This is a genomic window from Rhizobium sp. B21/90, assembly GCF_019355815.1.
Taxonomy (GTDB): Bacteria; Pseudomonadota; Alphaproteobacteria; order Rhizobiales; family Rhizobiaceae; genus Rhizobium; species Rhizobium rhododendri.
The window spans coordinates 2133763-2152045 of the sequence record NZ_CP072162.1 but is presented as its reverse complement, the minus strand read 5'-3'; the positions used below and the strand labels follow the sequence as shown (position 1 = coordinate 2152045).

15 protein-coding genes are annotated in these 18283 nt (G+C 60.7%); 7 read left to right on the top strand and 8 right to left on the bottom strand.

Annotated features, from left to right (window positions below; translation table 11 throughout):
- Positions 1-7 precede the first annotated feature (7 nt).
- The 4 genes from sufD to J5278_RS10165 form a co-directional block, all read right to left on the bottom strand.
- Positions 8-1282, bottom strand: a complete 1275-nt coding sequence (gene sufD, locus J5278_RS10180) for a Fe-S cluster assembly protein SufD (RefSeq protein ID WP_209183818.1) — start codon at positions 1280-1282, stop codon at positions 8-10.
- Between the two features lie 22 nt (positions 1283-1304).
- On the bottom strand, positions 1305-2060 hold the full coding sequence (gene sufC / locus J5278_RS10175) for a Fe-S cluster assembly ATPase SufC (protein WP_142822795.1): 756 nt from the start codon (positions 2058-2060) through the stop codon (positions 1305-1307).
- A 281-nt stretch (positions 2061-2341) separates the two neighbouring features.
- Complete coding sequence (sufB, locus tag J5278_RS10170) at positions 2342-3811, bottom strand: Fe-S cluster assembly protein SufB (RefSeq protein ID WP_142822796.1); 1470 nt, start codon at positions 3809-3811, stop codon at positions 2342-2344.
- A 148-nt stretch (positions 3812-3959) separates the two neighbouring features.
- On the bottom strand, positions 3960-5126 hold the full coding sequence (locus J5278_RS10165; protein ID WP_209183819.1) for a cysteine desulfurase family protein: 1167 nt from the start codon (positions 5124-5126) through the stop codon (positions 3960-3962).
- 220 nt (positions 5127-5346) lie between these two features.
- Between J5278_RS10165 and J5278_RS10160 the strand changes: the two genes are divergently transcribed.
- A complete protein-coding gene (locus J5278_RS10160; RefSeq protein ID WP_111221903.1) occupies positions 5347-6024 on the top strand; it encodes an alpha/beta hydrolase in 678 nt (225 codons plus the stop codon).
- Positions 6025-6111: 87 nt separating this feature from the next.
- Here the strand turns inward: J5278_RS10160 and J5278_RS10155 are convergent, their stop codons facing one another.
- Together J5278_RS10155 and J5278_RS10150 are read right to left on the bottom strand one after the other, a co-directional pair.
- A complete protein-coding gene (locus J5278_RS10155; protein WP_209183820.1) occupies positions 6112-6789 on the bottom strand; it encodes a hypothetical protein in 678 nt (225 codons plus the stop codon).
- A gap of 170 nt (positions 6790-6959) precedes the next feature.
- A complete protein-coding gene (locus tag J5278_RS10150; RefSeq protein WP_209183821.1) occupies positions 6960-8084 on the bottom strand; it encodes an anhydro-N-acetylmuramic acid kinase in 1125 nt (374 codons plus the stop codon).
- Positions 8085-8229: 145 nt separating this feature from the next.
- Here J5278_RS10150 and tyrS point away from each other — a divergent pair, with 145 nt between their 5' ends.
- Positions 8230-9486: a tyrosine--tRNA ligase gene (tyrS, locus tag J5278_RS10145; RefSeq protein WP_209183822.1), complete on the top strand. Its 1257-nt coding sequence runs from the start codon at positions 8230-8232 to the stop codon at positions 9484-9486.
- A gap of 54 nt (positions 9487-9540) precedes the next feature.
- Here the strand turns inward: tyrS and J5278_RS10140 are convergent, their stop codons facing one another.
- Positions 9541-12972, bottom strand: coding sequence for an AsmA-like C-terminal region-containing protein (locus J5278_RS10140; RefSeq protein WP_209183823.1), 3432 nt, complete (start codon positions 12970-12972; stop codon positions 9541-9543).
- A gap of 104 nt (positions 12973-13076) precedes the next feature.
- On the opposite strand from J5278_RS10140, the gene J5278_RS10135 reads away from it, so the two are divergent.
- From J5278_RS10135 to J5278_RS10115, 5 genes are all read left to right on the top strand, one after another.
- Positions 13077-13544: a peroxiredoxin gene (locus J5278_RS10135; RefSeq protein ID WP_209183824.1), complete on the top strand. Its 468-nt coding sequence runs from the start codon at positions 13077-13079 to the stop codon at positions 13542-13544.
- 10 nt (positions 13545-13554) lie between these two features.
- Entirely contained in the window at positions 13555-14385 is an 831-nt protein-coding gene (locus J5278_RS10130) for a ferritin-like domain-containing protein (protein WP_257623401.1), read from the top strand.
- A gap of 106 nt (positions 14386-14491) precedes the next feature.
- Entirely contained in the window at positions 14492-15766 is a 1275-nt protein-coding gene (locus tag J5278_RS10125; RefSeq protein WP_209183826.1) for a M23 family metallopeptidase, read from the top strand.
- A gap of 234 nt (positions 15767-16000) precedes the next feature.
- The gene (locus tag J5278_RS10120) at positions 16001-17527 is read left to right on the top strand and encodes a DEAD/DEAH box helicase (RefSeq protein ID WP_142822806.1); all 1527 of its coding nucleotides are present in this window, start codon (positions 16001-16003) and stop codon (positions 17525-17527) included.
- The gene (locus J5278_RS10115; RefSeq protein ID WP_209183827.1) at positions 17527-17949 is read left to right on the top strand and encodes an NUDIX domain-containing protein; all 423 of its coding nucleotides are present in this window, start codon (positions 17527-17529) and stop codon (positions 17947-17949) included. Before J5278_RS10120 ends, J5278_RS10115 begins: the two co-directional genes overlap by 1 nt.
- Before the next feature lie 9 nt (positions 17950-17958).
- Here J5278_RS10115 and J5278_RS10110 read toward each other — a convergent pair whose 3' ends face one another.
- Positions 17959-18279 (bottom strand): TfoX/Sxy family protein, encoded by a 321-nt coding sequence (locus J5278_RS10110; RefSeq protein ID WP_111221896.1) that lies wholly within the window; start codon positions 18277-18279, stop codon positions 17959-17961.
- Positions 18280-18283 lie beyond the last annotated feature (4 nt).

Genomic DNA, 18283 nt, shown 5'->3' with positions numbered 1-18283 from the left:
GATCCAATCAGGCGTGCTTTTCGAGCCAGGTCGAGATGATGCCCTTCAGCGCCCCGACCAGGGCTTCGTTTTCAAGTTCCTCGACCACCTCGATGACGAAGGCGCTGACGAGCATCGCCCGTGCCTTGCTGGCGGGAATACCGCGGGCCATCAGGTAGTAGAGATGGGTGTCGTTGATATCGATGACGGTCGCGCCGTGGCCGCACTGGACGTCGTCGGCAAAGATCTCCAGCTCCGGCTTTGCCGAGAAGTCGCCGTCGTCGGACAACAACAGCGTGTTGCACGACATCTTGGCATCGGTCTTCTGGGCATCGAGAGCAACACGGATCATGCCCTGGAAGACACCGCGAGCCCTGTCGAACACAACGTTGCGGATGATTTCCTTCGACGTCGTATTCGGCACGTTATGGCCGAGCGTCATGGTGACGTCCGTATGGGTCTCTCCGCCGAGGAGGTTAACGCCGCGCAGCTGCAGGTCCGCACCCTCGCCTGTGACAGCGATGTGCAGCTCCTGGCGCACAAGCTTGCCGCCGGCATTGACGACAAACAGCGTCAGCTTTGCATCCTTGCCGAGATCGATACGGATCTGGCCGAGATGGGTATCGTCAGCGCCCTGCTCCTGCAGGATGACCCAGGTAACCTCGGCGCCTTCGCCGATGCGGACTTCGCTGACTGCCGAGACAAGCGCGGCATCCGCAGTCACCGCACGGTGACGCTCGATCAATGTCACACAGGAGCGGGCACCGAATGTTACCGGCAAGCGGCTGTGCATCTGTCCGCCGGCATGGATAAACTGGATTTCAAGCGGCGCCTCGAGCTTCGTCTCCGCCGCAATGTCAACGACATAGCCGTCGCGCACAAAACTGCCGTTGATACGGCCGATGGCATCGTCCCTGTCGAGCGCATCAAGGCCAGCGGTCGCGCTGCCGTCGATCAGACTATCGGCATAGGGCTGCACGGTCACGCCGGCAGGCGCCGAGAGGGTACCGCTCAGGCCTTGCGAGACGGTGAGAACCGCCGAACCAGGCACAAGCGGTTCCAGCTCCTCGACGCGGCCGGACGTCGCAGCCTCCGGTACCGAGCGCAAGAGGTTTTTCAGATCGGTGTAATGCCACGCCTCGACGCGGCGCGTCGGCAGGCCGGCCGTCTTCAGCTCGTCCAGCAACCGGTCGCGCAGCGCGAAAACGTCGCCATTGCCCGGCAGTTCGCCGAGTTGCGTGTTGTAGGCCTCGATCAGCGCCAATTCGGCTGCCGTCAGGCGGGTCGTCGTCTGCATGTTCATGGACGTCGTCCTTTCCGCCCTATCAGGCTGCAGCGCCAATGATATCGGCGTAGCCATTGGCTTCGAGATCGTGTGCCAGCGTCTTGTCGCCGGTCTTGATGATCTGGCCCTTGTAGAGAACATGGACCGTGTCAGGCACGATGTAATCCAGCAAGCGCTGGTAGTGAGTGATGACGATGGTGGCGCGATCCGGAGACCGCAGCGCGTTGACGCCATCGGCAACGATCTTCAGGGCGTCAATGTCGAGGCCCGAGTCCGTCTCGTCGAGGATGCAGAGTTTTGGCTGCAGCAGCGCCATCTGCAGGATCTCGGCGCGCTTCTTCTCACCGCCGGAAAAGCCGACGTTCAGCGGCCGCTTCAGCATCGCGGTATCGATCTGAAGCTTGGCTGCAGATTCCTTGACGAGGCGCATGAAATCCGGCGTCTTCAGCTCTTCCTCGCCGCGCGCCTTGCGCTGTTCGTTCATCGCCACCTTGAGAAACTGCATGGTGGCCACGCCCGGGATTTCGACCGGATACTGAAACGCAAGGAAAATCCCCTTCGACGCGCGTTCGGCAGCGTCGAGTTCCAGGATACTTTCACCGTTATAAAGGATCTCGCCCTCGGTGACTTCATAGTCGCTGCGACCGGAGAGTATGTAGGACAAGGTCGACTTGCCGGAGCCGTTCGGCCCCATGATGGCAGCGACTTCGCCGGCCTTCACCGTCAGGTTGAGGCCACGAATGATCTCGGTGCCGTCTTCGGCGATGCGGGCGTGGAGGTTTCTGATTTCAAGCATGTCTGTAATCCATCTTCAAAGTTTGCGTTGCGCGCTTTGCAGCGCTGCAGTCAGAATTTACGCACGCTCAGGGTGCCAGGACCTTAAGCAGCAGAACAATCAGCCGGAAGAAAATGCTGGCCAAAAAAAGCCAAATATCCGCTCCGAGCAATGCGTCGACGACGATCGAGAACCGCCCCATCCGATCCGCAAGGTAACGATACTTGCGGGGTGGGGCCTTGGCTGCAGAGCGTTGGTCGGTGAACGACTGCCCTGCGTTTCCCGGCCGTGTCGATTTCATATCAGCCCACACTGCCCTCAAGTGAAATCGAGATCAGCTTCTGCGCTTCGATCGCAAATTCCATCGGCAGTTCCTGCAGGACTTCCTTGACGAAGCCGTTGACGATCAGGGCGATGGCCTCTTCGGTCGGGATACCGCGCTGCAGGCAGTAGAACAGCTGGTCCTCGGAGATCTTCGAGGTCGTCGCTTCATGCTCGAACTGCGCCGAGGAATTCTTCGCCTCGATATAGGGAACGGTGTGCGCGCCGCAGCGATCGCCGATCAAGAGCGAGTCGCACTGGGTGAAGTTGCGGGCGTTGGTCGCCTTGCGGTGTGCCGAGACCTGGCCGCGATATGTGTTCTGCGAGACACCGGCAGCAATGCCCTTGGACACGATGCGGCTCGACGTGTTCTTGCCGAGATGGATCATCTTGGTGCCGCTGTCGATCTGCTGGTGACCGTTGGAGACCGCAATCGAATAGAACTCGCCACGGCTGTCGTCTCCGCGCAGAATGCAGGACGGATACTTCCAGGTGATGGCGGAACCTGTCTCGACCTGCGTCCAGGAGATCTTGGATCGTGCGCCGCGGCAATCGCCGCGCTTGGTGACGAAGTTGTAGATGCCGCCCTTGCCGTCCTTGTCGCCCGGATACCAATTCTGGACAGTGGAGTACTTGATCTGCGCATCGTCCAGCGCCACCAGCTCGACGACAGCCGCATGTAGCTGGTTTTCGTCGCGCTGCGGTGCCGTGCAGCCTTCGAGGTAGGACACGTAAGCCCCCTCTTCGGCAATGATCAGCGTCCGCTCGAACTGGCCGGTGCCCTTCTCGTTGATGCGGAAATAGGTCGACAGCTCCATCGGGCAGCGAACGCCCTTCGGAATGAACACGAACGAGCCGTCTGTGAATACCGCCGCATTGAGCGTCGCATAATAGTTGTCGGTGGTCGGCACGACGGTACCGAGATACTGCTTGATGAGATCCGGATGCTCGCGGATGGCCTCCGAGATCGACATGAAAATCACACCGGCCTTCTTCAGCTCTTCCTTGAACGTGGTAACGACCGATACGCTGTCGAACACGGCATCGACGGCGATCCGCGACGTCTGGACGCCAGCAAGGATCTCCTGCTCGCGCAGCGGGATGCCAAGCTTCTCGTAGACCTTCAGCAACTCAGGGTCGACATCGTCGATAGACTTCGGTCCTGGCGTGCTCTTCGGCGCGGCATAGTAGTAGATGTCGTTGAAATCGATCTTAGGATAGTCGACGCGGGCCCACGTCGGCTCCTCCATCGTCAACCAGCGACGATAGGCATCGAGACGCCATTCGAGCATCCATTCCGGTTCCTGCTTCTTGGCAGAAATGAAATGGATAATCTCTTCGGAAAGGCCCTTGGGTGCCTTGTCCATTTCGATGATGGTCTCGAAACCATACTTGTATTGGTCCACATCAATCAGGCGCACCTGATCGATCGTTTCCTGGACGGCAGCCATGTCGTTCTCCAATCTCGCCGGATACAAGGTCCGGCAGCTTGTCAACGGTTTAGCAAATTTTCATTTGCCACTATGTAGGTGGCCAATGGGATTTTTTCACCCCGATTGGCAAGCGTAAACTTGCGTTTCCGCAAAATTCAAAATGCGGTCAAGCCGCAACCCCGGAAAGCCTTCGCCTCCCGGCAATTTTCGCAAAAGCTGCGAGCACCCGGTCGATGTCCTCATTCTTCGTGTCGAAGCCAAGCGATATACGCAATGCGCCGAGACGTGGATCGCGACCCATCGCCACCAGCACATGGCTCTCGCCCAGCTTACCCGCCGAGCAGGCAGAGCCCGCCGAGAGCGCAACGCCCTCGAGATCAAAGGCAATCTGCCCGGTTTCAGCCTTCAGCCCGGGCAGCGTGAAGAATGTCGTGTTCGGCACACGCAGCTGGCCCTCGCCGTGAATGATGACGTCAGGTGCCGCATCTCGCATGCCGGCTTCCATACGGTCGCGCAATGCCAGAACGGCCGCATTTCGCAACTGGAATTCAGCGGTGGCCGCAGCGGCAGCGGCACCGAAGCCGATCACCGCCAGCGAATTCTCCGTCCCCGACCTGTGACCCTTCTCCTGGCCACCGCCATGGATCAGCGGCTTAGGCATCATGATCTCACCTCGCGACACAAGCGCGCCTGCGCCTTTGGGACCACCGATCTTGTGCGACGAGACGATCATAAAATCCGCGCCGATCTCGTTGATGTCGGTCTTCACCCGACCGGCACCCTGGACAGCGTCGACGACGAAGGTGCCGCCGTGGCGGTGCACAATCTCTGCTGCCGCCCGGACCGGCTGAAGGATGCCTGTCTCGTTATTGGCGAGCATGATGGCGACCATCGGCAGGCCTTGCGCCTTGTCATGGCTGGACAGCATCGTCTCCAGCGCGACGAGATCGACGACGCCATCGAACGTCACGGGAATTTCGCTGACCCGGTCCTTTGCAAACCGCCCGCCTTCGCGCAATGCCGGATGCTCAATGGCCGAGACGTAGAGGTGGCCAACGGCAAGCGGCGTGCGGCCCATGCGAAACTCAGGCGTCAGCACCATATTGGCAGCCTCGGTGGCGCCGCTGGTGAAAACCACATGCGCTGGGTCAGCGCCGGTCAGGACTGCCACGTCGCGTCGGGCGGCCTCGATGGCGGCGCGCGTGGCGCGCCCTTCGCCATGAACGGAGTTCGGGTTGCCGAAAAGATCGAGTCCATGCAGCATCGCCTCCCGCGCCGCCGGATGGAGCGGGGCGGTTGCATTCCAGTCAAGATAGAGGCGTGATGCCGCCATGACCTGCTTTTCCTGCCTCAGCGATGCGGATTACCGGCGCCGGCTCATTTTTCTTGTAATTGCCGGCGGGCTTGCCTTATGACACCTCCACAACGCGTGGAAGATCATGCAGAGTTTCGAATTGTTCTAAACTGCGTTCTAGAAAAGATGAGCGCGTTCGTCAAGTCAACTTGCTGCCTAATGCATCTTGTCAACGCCGAAAATCAGGTACGGAGTATCGATGCCCGAAGTCATTTTCAACGGCCCGGCTGGCCGCCTTGAGGGCCGCTATCAGCCCTCCAAGGAAAAAAGCGCGCCGATCGCTCTCGTGCTTCATCCGCATCCGCAGTTCGGCGGAACGATGAACAACCAGATCGTCTACCAGCTGTTCTACATGTTCCAGAAGCGCGGTTTCACCACCTTGCGCTTCAATTTCCGCAGTATTGGCCGCAGCCAGGGCGAATTCGACCACGGCGGCGGTGAGCTGTCGGATGCAGCCTCGGCGCTGGACTGGGTGCAGAGCCTGCACCCCGATTCGAAAAGCTGCTGGATCGCCGGCTATTCCTTCGGGTCTTGGATCGGCATGCAGCTTTTGATGCGCCGCCCGGAAATCGAAGGCTTCATGTCGATCGCACCGCAGCCGAACACCTATGATTTCTCCTTCCTCGCCCCCTGCCCGTCGTCCGGCCTGATCATCAACGGCGATGCCGACAAGGTAGCCCCGGAGAAGGACGTCAACGTGCTGGTCGACAAGCTGAAGTCGCAGAAGGGCATCCTGATCACCCACAAGGTCGTGCCGGGCGCCAACCACTTCTTCAGTGGCCAGGTCGATACGCTGATGGGCGAATGCGAGGATTACCTCGACCGGCGCCTCAACGGCGAACTCGTGCCGGAACCCGCTGCCAAGCGCATCCGCTAGTTTCCAAAGCCGAAATTAACAAAGCCGCCGAAGCAATCCGGCGGCTTTGTTCGTTTTTCGAGGACGCCAGATTGACCTTCCCGGAACCTACCGACCGATCGTCGGCCACGGGAACGAAAGCACTTCGCGCGTGTAGCTCTCGACCACGACACTGAACGGAACGCCGTCCCCACGGGTCAGATACGCGCGGTGCTGGAGGACGAACTCAGGTATGGCGAGGTTACCGCTGGTCGAAGGCGGCAGCGCACCGCCCATGTCCCAATCGGCTGGCAGCGGTTGCCAGAGCAGTTCGGCTGAAACGGTGTGCCTTTGAAAATGCAATTCCTGCACCGCGCGTCCGAATGCCGTATCCGTCGTTTCCAGAACGTGATTCATGCTCTCCGTCAAACGCGACGGAACGTACCAGTTGTCGGCTTCGGACAGGATATGGTCGCCGCACATCAGCTTGACCCGGCGATACTTGACGGGCTCGGCATCGGTCACGCCCAGGAGTTTGCGAACCCCTGCATCGGCCGGCTTTTCGGCCCCCGGCTCGAGATGCGCGACAACTTTCGGCGTTGGCGCAAGCTTGTGGGTGGCGCACCAGCGATCGAGCGTCAGCGTGGCGCTATCATGGCTGAGCAGGTCCGCGTTCAGCGCGTTGACGATGGCCAGTGCCGTGAGGCGACCGACGGCGGTGTCGGGCGGACCGGGCTGTTCTGCCGATGCCGCGCCGGTGAGCAAAAGGCCAAGGGCCAGGGTGGATAAAGAGAACCGGGTTTTCATATTTCTGCCTCGCATGTACGCCTTGCCGCGGTGTGATTGCTCCAATCCGCGTAGAACGTTACTACCGCTTGCGGTATGGCAATCCGATGACACACGGATTTCCCGTTTCATTTTCATGTGCTTAGACGCTGAGAAAATGGTGGAGAACTGTCATGCCGCACGCCATACGATCACCCGTGGCGTGCCAGTATACCACCGGTCACCGGGACGCTGACACCCGTGGTTCCCGGATAGGTCAGCGGCAATCCCTCCAGCGAGCGGACCGCGAGGTAGGCCCAGGCTTCCGCCTCCATGCTGCCACCATCGAAGCCGGCCGCTTCAGCAGCAACGACACGGGCGCCTTGCTCTTCCGCCAGTTCGGAAAACTCGGCCATGATTACCGGGTTCAGCCGACCGCCACCGCAGACGACATAGGTTTTCGGCGGCTGCGGCAGATAGCCCGCGAGCTTAAGGATGGACGCAGCCGTGACATGCGCCAGTGTCCGCGCGCCATCGGCAAGCGAGACTTCGCCCTTGACCGGCGGCAGGAAGTCGCTGCGGTCGAGCGACCGGCGGATATTGGCGGAAAAGAACGGGCTTTCGAGATAGCGGCGCACCAGCGGCGGAGACACCGTGCCCCTAGCGGCGGTCTCGCCATTGCGGTCGTAGGCCTTGCCGGTATGGGCCTCGATCCACTGGTCGATCAGCATGTTGCCGGGACCGCTGTCGAAGGCGGAAAGCGCGCCGTTCTCGGCAATGTAGGTGAGGTTGGAAATACCGCCGATATTGACGAACACCACCGGTACTGCGAATTCCGGCGGCAGGTTGGCCGACAGCGCCGCATGGTAGATCGGGATCAGCGGCGCGCCCTGTCCACCTGCAACCATGTCGTTGGCACGCATATCGTAGACGACATCGATGCCAGTCTCCGCAGCCAGCAACGGTCCGTCGCCGATCTGAACCGTCAGCCCCTCGTCCGGGCGATGCAGCACTGTCTGGCCGTGAAAGCCTATGACGTCGATGTCGGTGGGCGACAGGCCGTTGCGCATCAGGAAGGATTTGACGGCCGCCGCATGGCACAGCGTCAGCGCCTGTTCGGCAGCACTGAGATTGCCCGGCCGTTCCCGTCGATCCCTGATGACCTTTGCCGTCTCCAGCGCCTGTTTCCAGCGGCCGCGCAGTTCGTCGTCGTACGGAATATAGAGGCTCGCCCCGCGCTCCACGACCTCTCGTCCGTCGGTGTGCAGCAAGGCGATATCGATCCCGTCCATCGACGTGCCGCTCATCAGCCCTATTGCCGTTCTTATCTTCGTCATGACTCCTCGCAAAACAGCCCGCGCAAAACATTGCCGCCGCAATAGTGCACTTTCGCGAAAACAGTGCTAAACGCGCCGCGACGGTTCAACAACAGCGATTTTGCCCCTGTGCACGCCTAGGGCGGCGCATTCGAGAGACCCTATCATGGCCGAATTCAAATCCGATTTCCTGCACACTCTTCAAGAGCGAGGCTTCATCCACCAGGTTTCAGATGAGGCCGGCCTGGATACGCTGTTCGCCAAGGAAACCGTGACGGCCTATATCGGCTTCGATCCGACAGCCCCCAGCCTGCATGCGGGATCGCTGATCCAGATCATGATGCTGCATTGGCTGCAGGCGACCGGGCACCGCGCCATCTCGCTGATGGGCGGCGGCACCGGCATGGTCGGCGATCCCTCCTTCAAGGAAGAATCGCGCCAGCTGATGACGGTGGACACGATCGAAGGCAACATCGCCTCGATCAAGCAGGTTTTCTCCAACTACCTCAACTACGGCAACGGCAACAACGATGCCATGATGATCAACAATGCCGAATGGCTGCGGTCGCTGAACTACCTCGAATTCCTGCGCGATGTCGGCCGGCATTTCTCGGTCAACCGCATGCTCGCCTTCGATAGCGTCAAGACCCGGCTGGAGCGCGAGCAGTCGCTGTCGTTCCTCGAGTTCAACTACATGATCCTGCAGGCCTACGACTTCGTCGAGCTGGCCAAGCGCTACGACTGCCGGCTGCAGATGGGCGGCTCCGATCAATGGGGCAATATCGTCAACGGCATCGATCTCGGTCACCGCATGGGGACACCGCAGCTCTACGCCCTGACCTCGCCGCTGCTGACGACCTCCTCGGGCGCAAAGATGGGTAAGTCGGCGAATGGTGCGATCTGGCTCAATGCCGACATGCTGTCGGCCTACGATTTCTGGCAGTACTGGCGCAATACCGAGGATGCCGACGTCGCACGCTTCCTGAAACTCTACACGACCCTGCCGATGGACGAGGTTTCCCGCCTCGCCACACTCGGCGGCGCTGAGCTCAACGACGTCAAGAAGATCCTTGCAACCGAGGTGACCGCCCTGCTGCACGGCCGCGCCGCTGCCGAACAGGCGGCCGAAACGGCGCGCAAGACCTTCGAGGAAGGCGGCATCGCCGAGAACCTGCCATCGATCGACGTGCCCTTAGGTGATCTGGAGGCTGGCATCGGCCTGTTGTCGCTGATCGTACGGGCGGGCCTTGCGACATCCAACGGTGAAGCACGCCGTCATGTGCAGGGTGGCGCGGTACGCATCAACGACCAGCAGGTGACCGACGAGCGTCAGGCGATCGGAACCGGCAACGTCACCGCCGACGGGATCATCAAGTTGTCGCTCGGCAAGAAGAAGCACATGCTGATCCGCCCGCAGGGTTGAGGCACTAAAATCATAGCGATCAGGCCGGCCATCGTGCCGGCCTTTTTGTCTCCGCTAGAACTCGAAAATCTGCCGGAAGATGCCGGGGGCGATGACCGAGAGCGGGTTGATCACCAGGTTGGGCGAATCGAATGGGCCCGTCAGCTTGAAGGTGATGCCGATCAGGCCTCGGTCGGTGCCGTTGCCAAGCAGGAAGCCGACGATCGGCACCTCGGCAAACAGCCGGTTCAAGCCGTAGGCGGGCATGAACGTGCCGGTCATGTCGGTATTGCCCTTGGCATCCTTGATCGTTCCCTGGAACGTCGCCCCAACCTGATCGCCGCGCACGACGCCGTTCTCGACGGACACCACGCCCTTGCGGATCGACAGGTGGGCAAAGCCACGCTGGAAATTCTGCGCGCTGGTGTCGATATCGTGCTTGACGGCGGAGTTCAGGCTTTCGCCGTCCCGTCCCGCCGGCGTGGTAACGATGGATTGCAGCTTCTTCTCGTTGACGATGGAAAAACGCCTGATATCGATGGACCCGTCCCAGCTGTCGTCGCCGTCGGCGCGAAGGTTGAGATTGAGCAAGCCGCCTCTCAGATGGCCGTAGACATCAACGAACCGTGCCACCGAGCCGGCGTCGCTGCTGGTGACATGGAACGTGCCACCCTGCCCGCCCTTGGTCATTTCGGTGACGACAGCCTGCCCGGTGCGGGTCACGCCTGAAAAGTCGGCCTGCGTCGCCTTGCCGTTGTTAAGCGCATAGACAAGGCTGACATTCCTGATCGTCTCGTCGTTGAAGCCGATGATCTTGTCGAGCTTGGCGCGGATCGTCGCATCCGTCTTGTCGCTGCCGCCGTCGTCGCCCTTGCTAGGCGCCTTCAGCCGCGCCAAGATCGGCCTGATATCGGCGGCGTTGCCATCGACCCTGACGTCGTAGGCGCCCTTGGTTCGCTTGATCGACAAGGCGAAGTCGTCGACCGACGATAGCTTGATGCTCGAGAAATCGGCGGATGACAATCCGGACTTGCCGATCTGGATGGAGCCGGTCGCTCCGAAGCCATCACCCTTGAGCGTGAAGTTCTTCAACGATGGCTGGTCGGCCGGCCCCGATGCCTCGAACTCGGCATTGGCAGCAATACCGCTTCCCTTCGACCAGCCGATCCATGGCACGGTGAGCGCTGCCTTGGTCAGGTCGATCTTGATGTCCTGCCGGTTTTCATCGATCCGGGTAACCTTCACCTTCAGCGGCCCGTCGACGAAATCGGAGAGCCCCGGGAGGATGGTCTCCCGCTGCTGATTGGAAAGCGTCACGTCGACAACGCGCTCACGCTTGATGGACGATCCCTTTTCCGTCGGCTCCACCATGTCGATTTGCGCCGGGATACCGTCGATGAGCGCGTCTGCGGCGAGATGCACCTCCTGCGGATCGGCATCGATGGTACCGTCGACATTGGTGATCTTGCGACCGTCGAAGGCCTTCAGGACGTCGACCTTGTGGAGCTGCAGGCTGGCCTTCCAGACTGGTGGCGGCGGGTCCTGATCGTTGATCAGGCCAAGAGTCGCCTCGACATCCGCGTCGATCTTGCCGCTGAAATCCTCGGGCTTGAACTCGGTGCGCTGTAATACGCTCAAGGGCTTGAAGGTCAGCAGCTCGCCGACTGCGTCACCATTGCCTGAAAGAGCCAGCTTCATCTTCGCGGTCAGCGGCTTGTCGTAGACCGCAGGAATGGAAAATGTGCTCGGACCGACTGCGACCTGTCGGCCAGACGGAAAATACGACGTACCCTTGACGATATCGACCGAAATGACCGGACCCTTGAGGTCGAAGTGACCCGTCATGTCTCGGATTGGGGGAATGTCACCGGGCACGTTGAGGCGCGAGCCGTTGATATCGAATGCCAGATGGATCTCGTTTTCGTCCAGACGAAGATTACCGGTCGCCGCCGCCTGGGCGAGCCGTCCTCCGGGAATAAACAGTGAAATCGTGGCGTTGCTCATGGCACCACCGAACAGGTTGCCCTGTACCCAGGTGCGCGCTTTAGGCGACATCCAGAAAGGCCAGAGCTGTTTGACGGCAGCGGCCTGCAGCTGCTCCGCCTGGGCGCCGAAGCTGATTTCCGGCGAACCCGGCGCAATGCGCAGCCGCAAGGAGCCAAACAGCGATCCCATCGGCGTGGTGATGCCGATGGTGTCGAGTTTCAGCTCCTTGTCGGCCGTCATGTAACGGCCATTGGCATGGCCATCGAAGCTGAGCGGAGCTTCACCGGCTTCAGAAGTCGCTGCCGTCGCGTTGGCGATCCGGAAATCGACGCCAAAACCCTTGGCAGCGGTCGGATCGACCCGGTCGAGGTCGATGACCGAACCGAAAAACGGCACGACCGTCGATTGGAACGTCGCCAGCGACTTGTTGATCTCGAGCGCCTGGCGATCCGAATTGTAGCTGAGATTGATATCCGCGCCGGAAATCTCCTGCGCATCGCGGTCCATAAAGAGCGTGCCGGGCAGCACCTTGATGGCGGCTGTCAGCTTGGGATCGACACCCGATGCGCCACGGGTGGACGACAGCGAGACGTCGGCAAACCCGGTGATGCCCTGACGCGGCGTCCCGTTCGAATCATAAGCCATCGACAGCGGCACAAGATCGAGGTGGCGGATGACGGCCGTCATCGAAGATGGCCGGTCGGCCTCCTGCGTGGCATTCACATCCAGCGACGCGACTGAGCCGTCGATCGAAAGCTGGCCTTTGAGGCGCAGCGTGTTGGGCGTCGGACGTGAAAACGCCAGCTGGTCGATCACCAGCGAAATCGGCGTGCCACCGTCCTGTCTTGCGAGCTTTACGGCAAGGCCGGATATCTCGACGGCATCCGTACCGCCGCGTTCAACGAAATGCTGCAGGAAATCGAGATTGGAAAATGCCGATTCCAGCGCGGTCGGGATGCTGTCTACCCGGAGGTTGGCGACATCGATGGGCTCGCTCTGCGGCAGCAGCGCGGTGTCCAGAGCTATACCCTTGGCCCGGACGGTTGCGATTGCGATTCGGCCCTGAACGAGCGCAAACGGATCGAGAACCATGCGCACGGCGCCCATGGTCGAGAGGTGCTTTCCGGTTTCCTGGTCGACGACATTGACGTCGCTCGCCTCGAGCGCGAGTTGCATGTCGGATGTGAACCGCAGCACCGTCGAACCGACCTCGGCCTTGTAGCGGGGTCCGATGGCGTTATCGAGAGCGGCCTGGGCCTTGACCGAGAGCGGTTCGTCGAAGATCCCGCTCTCGATGCTGGCGATAACGGCACCGGCAATCAGCGCGATGAAGATGGCAAAAACGCCGGTTATACGGGTCGCATGCCAGACATGTCCACGGCGGCGACGGCGGCGGCGCGGGCTATTGACGATAATCGGATCGTCGACCTGCGAGGACGGCATTTGATCGAGCGGAACCAGATCCTTCTTGCGGAATTTCAACTTTTCGCCCCGGATCAATCCACCGCGTCCTTCTCTCATGCGTTTTTACAGTTGACGGCCCGCAAGAGCGGCGCCAAGCACATTTCACTATATCGGCATAGTCGGTATAGTCATCAAAATCCCGGCAAAAGAAAGGTTTTCCCATGACAGAACTCAGTGTCGGCGCAAATGCGCCCGCTTTCGATCTTCCACGTGACGGCGGCGGAAACGTCTCCCTTGCAGCGTTTCAGGGCAAGCCTGTCGTACTGTTCTTCTACCCTAAGGACGACACGTCGGGATGCACCACCGAATCAGTAGCCTTCACTGGTCTCGCATCGGAATTCGAGAAAGCCGGTGCAGTGGTAATTGGCATGTCGCCGGATTCCGTCAAGAGCCACGACAAGTTCGTCAAGAAACATTCCCTTGGCGTCATCCTCGCTGCCGACGAGGAAAAATCCACGCTGGAAGCCTATGGTGTCTCGAAGGAAAAGAGCATGTACGGCAAGAAATACATGGGCGTCGAGCGCACCACCGTGCTGATTGGTGCAGATGGCCGAATCCTCAGGATCTGGGAGAAGGTCAAGGTGCCCGGTCACGCCGAGGAGGTCCTGGAGGCCGTCCGTGCGCTCTGAGCGCGACGCCGTGACAGTCTCCGAATCCGCCATCGTCTCGCTTCGCGGCGGGGCGATCGCGGCCATCGCTGCCTGCGATGTCGAGCGGAAAGCCGAACTTGCACAGGAGACGGCCAGGCGCTGGTTCGCACGCACCCTGTCGCTGCGCTCACCGCTCGACCCTGTGCTGCCGGACCGCCCGGGACGGCCGGCAAAGCCGGAATTGATCCCGCCGAAGAATATGGAAAAGCGATCCCTTCACAGTGTAAAGGGCCGCATCGCCCTTCTCCACGCCATCGCTCATATCGAATTGAATGCCGTCGATCTCGCGCTCGACATCGTCGCCCGCTTTACGACCGAGAAGGTCCCGAACTCGTTTTTCGATGGCTGGATGCAGGTTGCATTCGAGGAGGCGAAGCATTTCCGGCTGGTGCGCCAGAGATTACAGCAGCTTGGCGCCGACTACGGCGACCTGCCCGCCCATGACGGCCTGTGGCAAGCAGCCCACGCTACCCGCACGGACCTGACGGCGCGTCTGGCCGTCGTGCCGCTCATTCTCGAGGCACGCGGTCTCGACGTGACGCCGGCGCTGCAGACCAAGATGCGCGAAACCGGTGACTACGAAAGCGCAGCCGTCCTCGATGTCATCTACGAGGATGAAAAAGGCCACGTCGCGGTTGGCGCCAAGTGGTTCAGATTTCTCTGCGCCCGCGAGAAACGCGATCCGGTCGCAACGTTCCAAGCGCTCGTCCGCAGCAATTTCAGGGGTCCTCTGAAGGCGCCCTTCAACGATATTGCCCGTGCCGAGGCCGGCTTGACGCCGTCCTTCTACCGCTCGCTGACCTCCACCAGCCGTAGTTGATTTTGCAAACGATTTTGCCACAGGCGGGCCTGCCGAAAGGCTTTGTTAACCATGCTCGTGCCTAATCCTGCCTGCAGCGCAGAAACGCTGCGGTGGGAGAATCGCCGTGGGAAACGGGCAGCAGAACAGGATTTTTGGCGGCGCCAGGCAGCAGCATGTCATCATCCTCGCCAGCGGCGACAAGGTCCGGCACATGACGCTGCGTCCATGGATGACGGCATCCGCCATCGGATGTGCTGCAATCCTCGTCATCGGCTATCTGCTGGCAACCTCCTACCTCGTCCTGCGCGATGATCTGATCGGCGCCACGATGGCCCGCCAGGCGCGCATGCAATACGATTACGAAGACCGAATTGCCGCCCTGAGGGCGCAGGTCGACCGCGTCACCTCACGCCAGTTGCTCGACCAGCAGGTAGTCGAGCAGAAGGTCGACAAGCTGATGCAGCAGCAGATGTCGCTCTCGTCGCGTCACGGCAAGCTCGATGCCTTGCTCGACCGCGCGGAGAGTTCGGGCGTTATCGACAAGCAGCCGCCAGCCTCCGGTGCAGATCATGCCGAATTGAACGCCCGACAAAAGGCCCTCGAACTCGCGAAAGCGGGTAGCCCGGCGGAAGTCACCCCTGACAACTCGACGCTCGCCTACCTGCCCGCCAAGGAAACCGTCGCGGACCACGCCGACCGGGTGTTCTCCAAGGTCACCCTTTCGCTGAAGAAGATCGAGCAGGACCAGCTGAAGCGCATCAAGCGGCTGACCGATGGCGCCGACGATACGGCTGACAACATCCAGTCGATCATCAAGACGGTGGGCGTCACAGTTCCGGCGTCCCCCGCCGCGATCGATGAAGATGGCGGTGTCGGAGGGCCCTTCCTGCCGCCGGAAAACGTCGACCCGTTCGACCAGTCGCTGGCAAATCTCGATACGGCGCTGACGCGGCTCGAAGCGGCGCGCGGAACGGTCGAACAGCTGCCCTTCCGCAACCCCGCACAGGGCAAGCTGATCACCAGCCCGTTCGGCAACCGCAAGGATCCCTTCTTCGGCAAGCTGGCGCTGCATCCCGGTGTGGATTTCCATTTCGATCCCGGCGAGGCCATCAAGGCGACGGCGCCGGGCAAGGTCGTTTCGGCAGGCTGGGCCGGCGGCTATGGCAACATGGTGGAAATAGACCATGGCGATGGCATTTCGACACGCTACGGTCATATGGCAGCAATTACCGTCCAGGCCGGCGATACGGTCAAGGCCGGCGAGCAACTCGGCCTTGCCGGAAGCACGGGACGGTCGACCGGCACCCATCTCCACTACGAAGTCCGCGAGGACGGGCGTCCCGTCGACCCGATGTACTTCGTCAATGCAGGCATCAAGCTCGCCAGCTATATCAATTAGCTAGCCTTGCAATTTACCGCTTTGCGGGGGGCACTTTTGTCCCTATGATCATGACAGCAATGCAACAGGCCGCCGCGCGACGGAATTTTTTAACCCAGCGCGCCGGGAACACTCTCCCGTTGCCTCATTTCCTTGACTTCAGGGCGTTTTGATACTATGTGGCGCTGCATTGCGGCATACAGCCTGTCGACTCATCGTGCGGTCGACCAAACCGAAACGGAAACAGTTTTCCCTTTGACCACATTTGCTGACCTTGGCCTGAGCCAAAAAGTCCTATCCGCTGTCACAGACGCGGGCTACACCATCCCTACTCCGATCCAGGCCGGCGCCATCCCGTTTGCGCTGCAGCGCCGCGATATCTGCGGCATTGCGCAGACCGGAACCGGCAAGACCGCCTCGTTCGTGCTGCCGATGCTGACCATGCTCGAAAAGGGTCGGGCCCGGGCGCGCATGCCGCGCACGCTGATCCTCGAACCGACGCGCGAACTGGCAGCCCAGGTGGCTGAGAACTTTGAAAAATACGGCAAGAACCACAAGCTGAACGTTGCGCTGCTGATCGGCGGCGTGTCGTTCGAAGAGCAGAACAAGAAGCTCGAGCGCGGCGCCGACGTGCTGATCTGCACGCCCGGCCGCCTGCTCGACCATTGCGAACGCGGCAAGCTGCTGATGTCAGCCGTCGAGATCCTGGTTATCGACGAAGCCGACCGCATGCTCGACATGGGCTTCATCCCGGACATCGAGCGCATCGTCAAGATGATCCCGTTCACCCGCCAGACGCTGTTCTTCTCGGCCACCATGCCCCCGGAAATCCAGAAGCTGGCCGACCGCTTCCTGCAGAACCCGGAACGCATCGAAGTGTCGCTGCCGTCCTCGACTGCAAAGACAGTGACGCAGCGTTTCGTTGCCTCGCACGGCAAGGACTACGAAAAGCGCGCGACGCTCCGCGACCTCATCAACGCCCAGACGGATCTCAAGAACGCGATCATCTTCTGCAATCGCAAGGTAGACGTCGCCGATCTCTTCCGCTCGCTCGAGCGCCACGGATTTTCAGTCGGCGCGCTGCACGGCGATATGGACCAGCGCTCGCGCACGACGATGCTGCAGAATTTCCGTGATGGCCAGATCCAGCTGCTGGTCGCATCCGACGTTGCCGCACGCGGCCTCGACCTGCCCGATGTCGGCCACGTCTTCAATTTCGACGTTCCGATCCATTCGGAAGACTATGTCCACCGCATCGGCCGCACGGGACGTGCCGGCCGCTCGGGCGCAGCATTCACGCTGGTGACCAAGCGTGATACGAAGTATATCGATGCCATCGAGAAGCTGATCGATCAGAAGATCGAATGGCTTAACGGCGACCTGAACGCTCTCCCGCCGGCAGATGAAAGCCAGGAAACCGAACGTCCGCGCCGTGGCAGCAGCCGCGACAAAGACAAGGAACGCGGTCGCGGCAGAGGTCGTTCTGCACCGAGCCATCCCGTTCACAAAGCTGATATCGATGTGGTTGATACTGTCGTTCAACCCGTCGAAGTTGCACCCGTACCAAAGGCCGAAGTTGTGAAGAACGAGCGCAAGATCGAGACTAACAAGCCGCAGAACAATAATTCTCGCAACAATCCCGGCCGCCCTTACCCGGCAAACGATGACAATCGCGAACGTCGTGCCCGCTATCATCGCGACCAGGACGACGGCCCGACACCGCTGGGTTTCGGAGACGACATCCCTGCTTTCATGCTGATCGTCACTGCCGCTAAGGTCTGATGACTGCACCGGGCACCGATTTTCCGGGACTGGGCACCGGGCTTGCCATCCTTCGTGACGGCAAGCTTCTGCTCTATAAGCGGATAAAGGCGCCCGAAGCCGGATTTTGGAACATCGTCGGCGGCAAGGTCGACCTGATGGAAGCCTCCGCCTCTGCTGCCAGACGCGAGGCAGGGGAAGAGTCCGGTCTCCAGATTGGACAGATCGACCTGCTCTGCACGACGGAACAGATCATCGAGGCCGACCGCCAGCACTGGGTGTCGCTGATTTATGTCTGCACGGATTTTGTCGGCGAGCCATCGCTGATGGAGCCGGACAAATTATTCGAATTCGGATGGTTCAGCCGCAACGCGCTGCCAAGCCCGCTTTCTGTCTTTACCAGGGCTGCCATCGACCACCTCGACACTGACCTCTTTCCCTGACTTCAGCGGTTACTTCTCCGTCCGCAGCGCCGCCTCGTATGCAAGCCGCACCCATTTTGCCATGACATCGGGATCGTCGAACGCATCCTCCGGGATCGACCAGTACGGCATGAACACCGGCTTGCCCTTCTTCCCCTCGTACGACCAGCGCCTGGCGCCGGCAGATTCGAAAGCGGGCGAACTGACATCGTCGGCCTTCAGCAGCATCTCGTCGCGAAAATCCAGGGCGATGATCCGGCCCTGATGATAGACGCCCTTGCCGCCGAACATCCGCTTGATGGTCACCGGCCCAAGTGCCGCAAACATTTCCTCTATATCCAGATTATCCAAGATC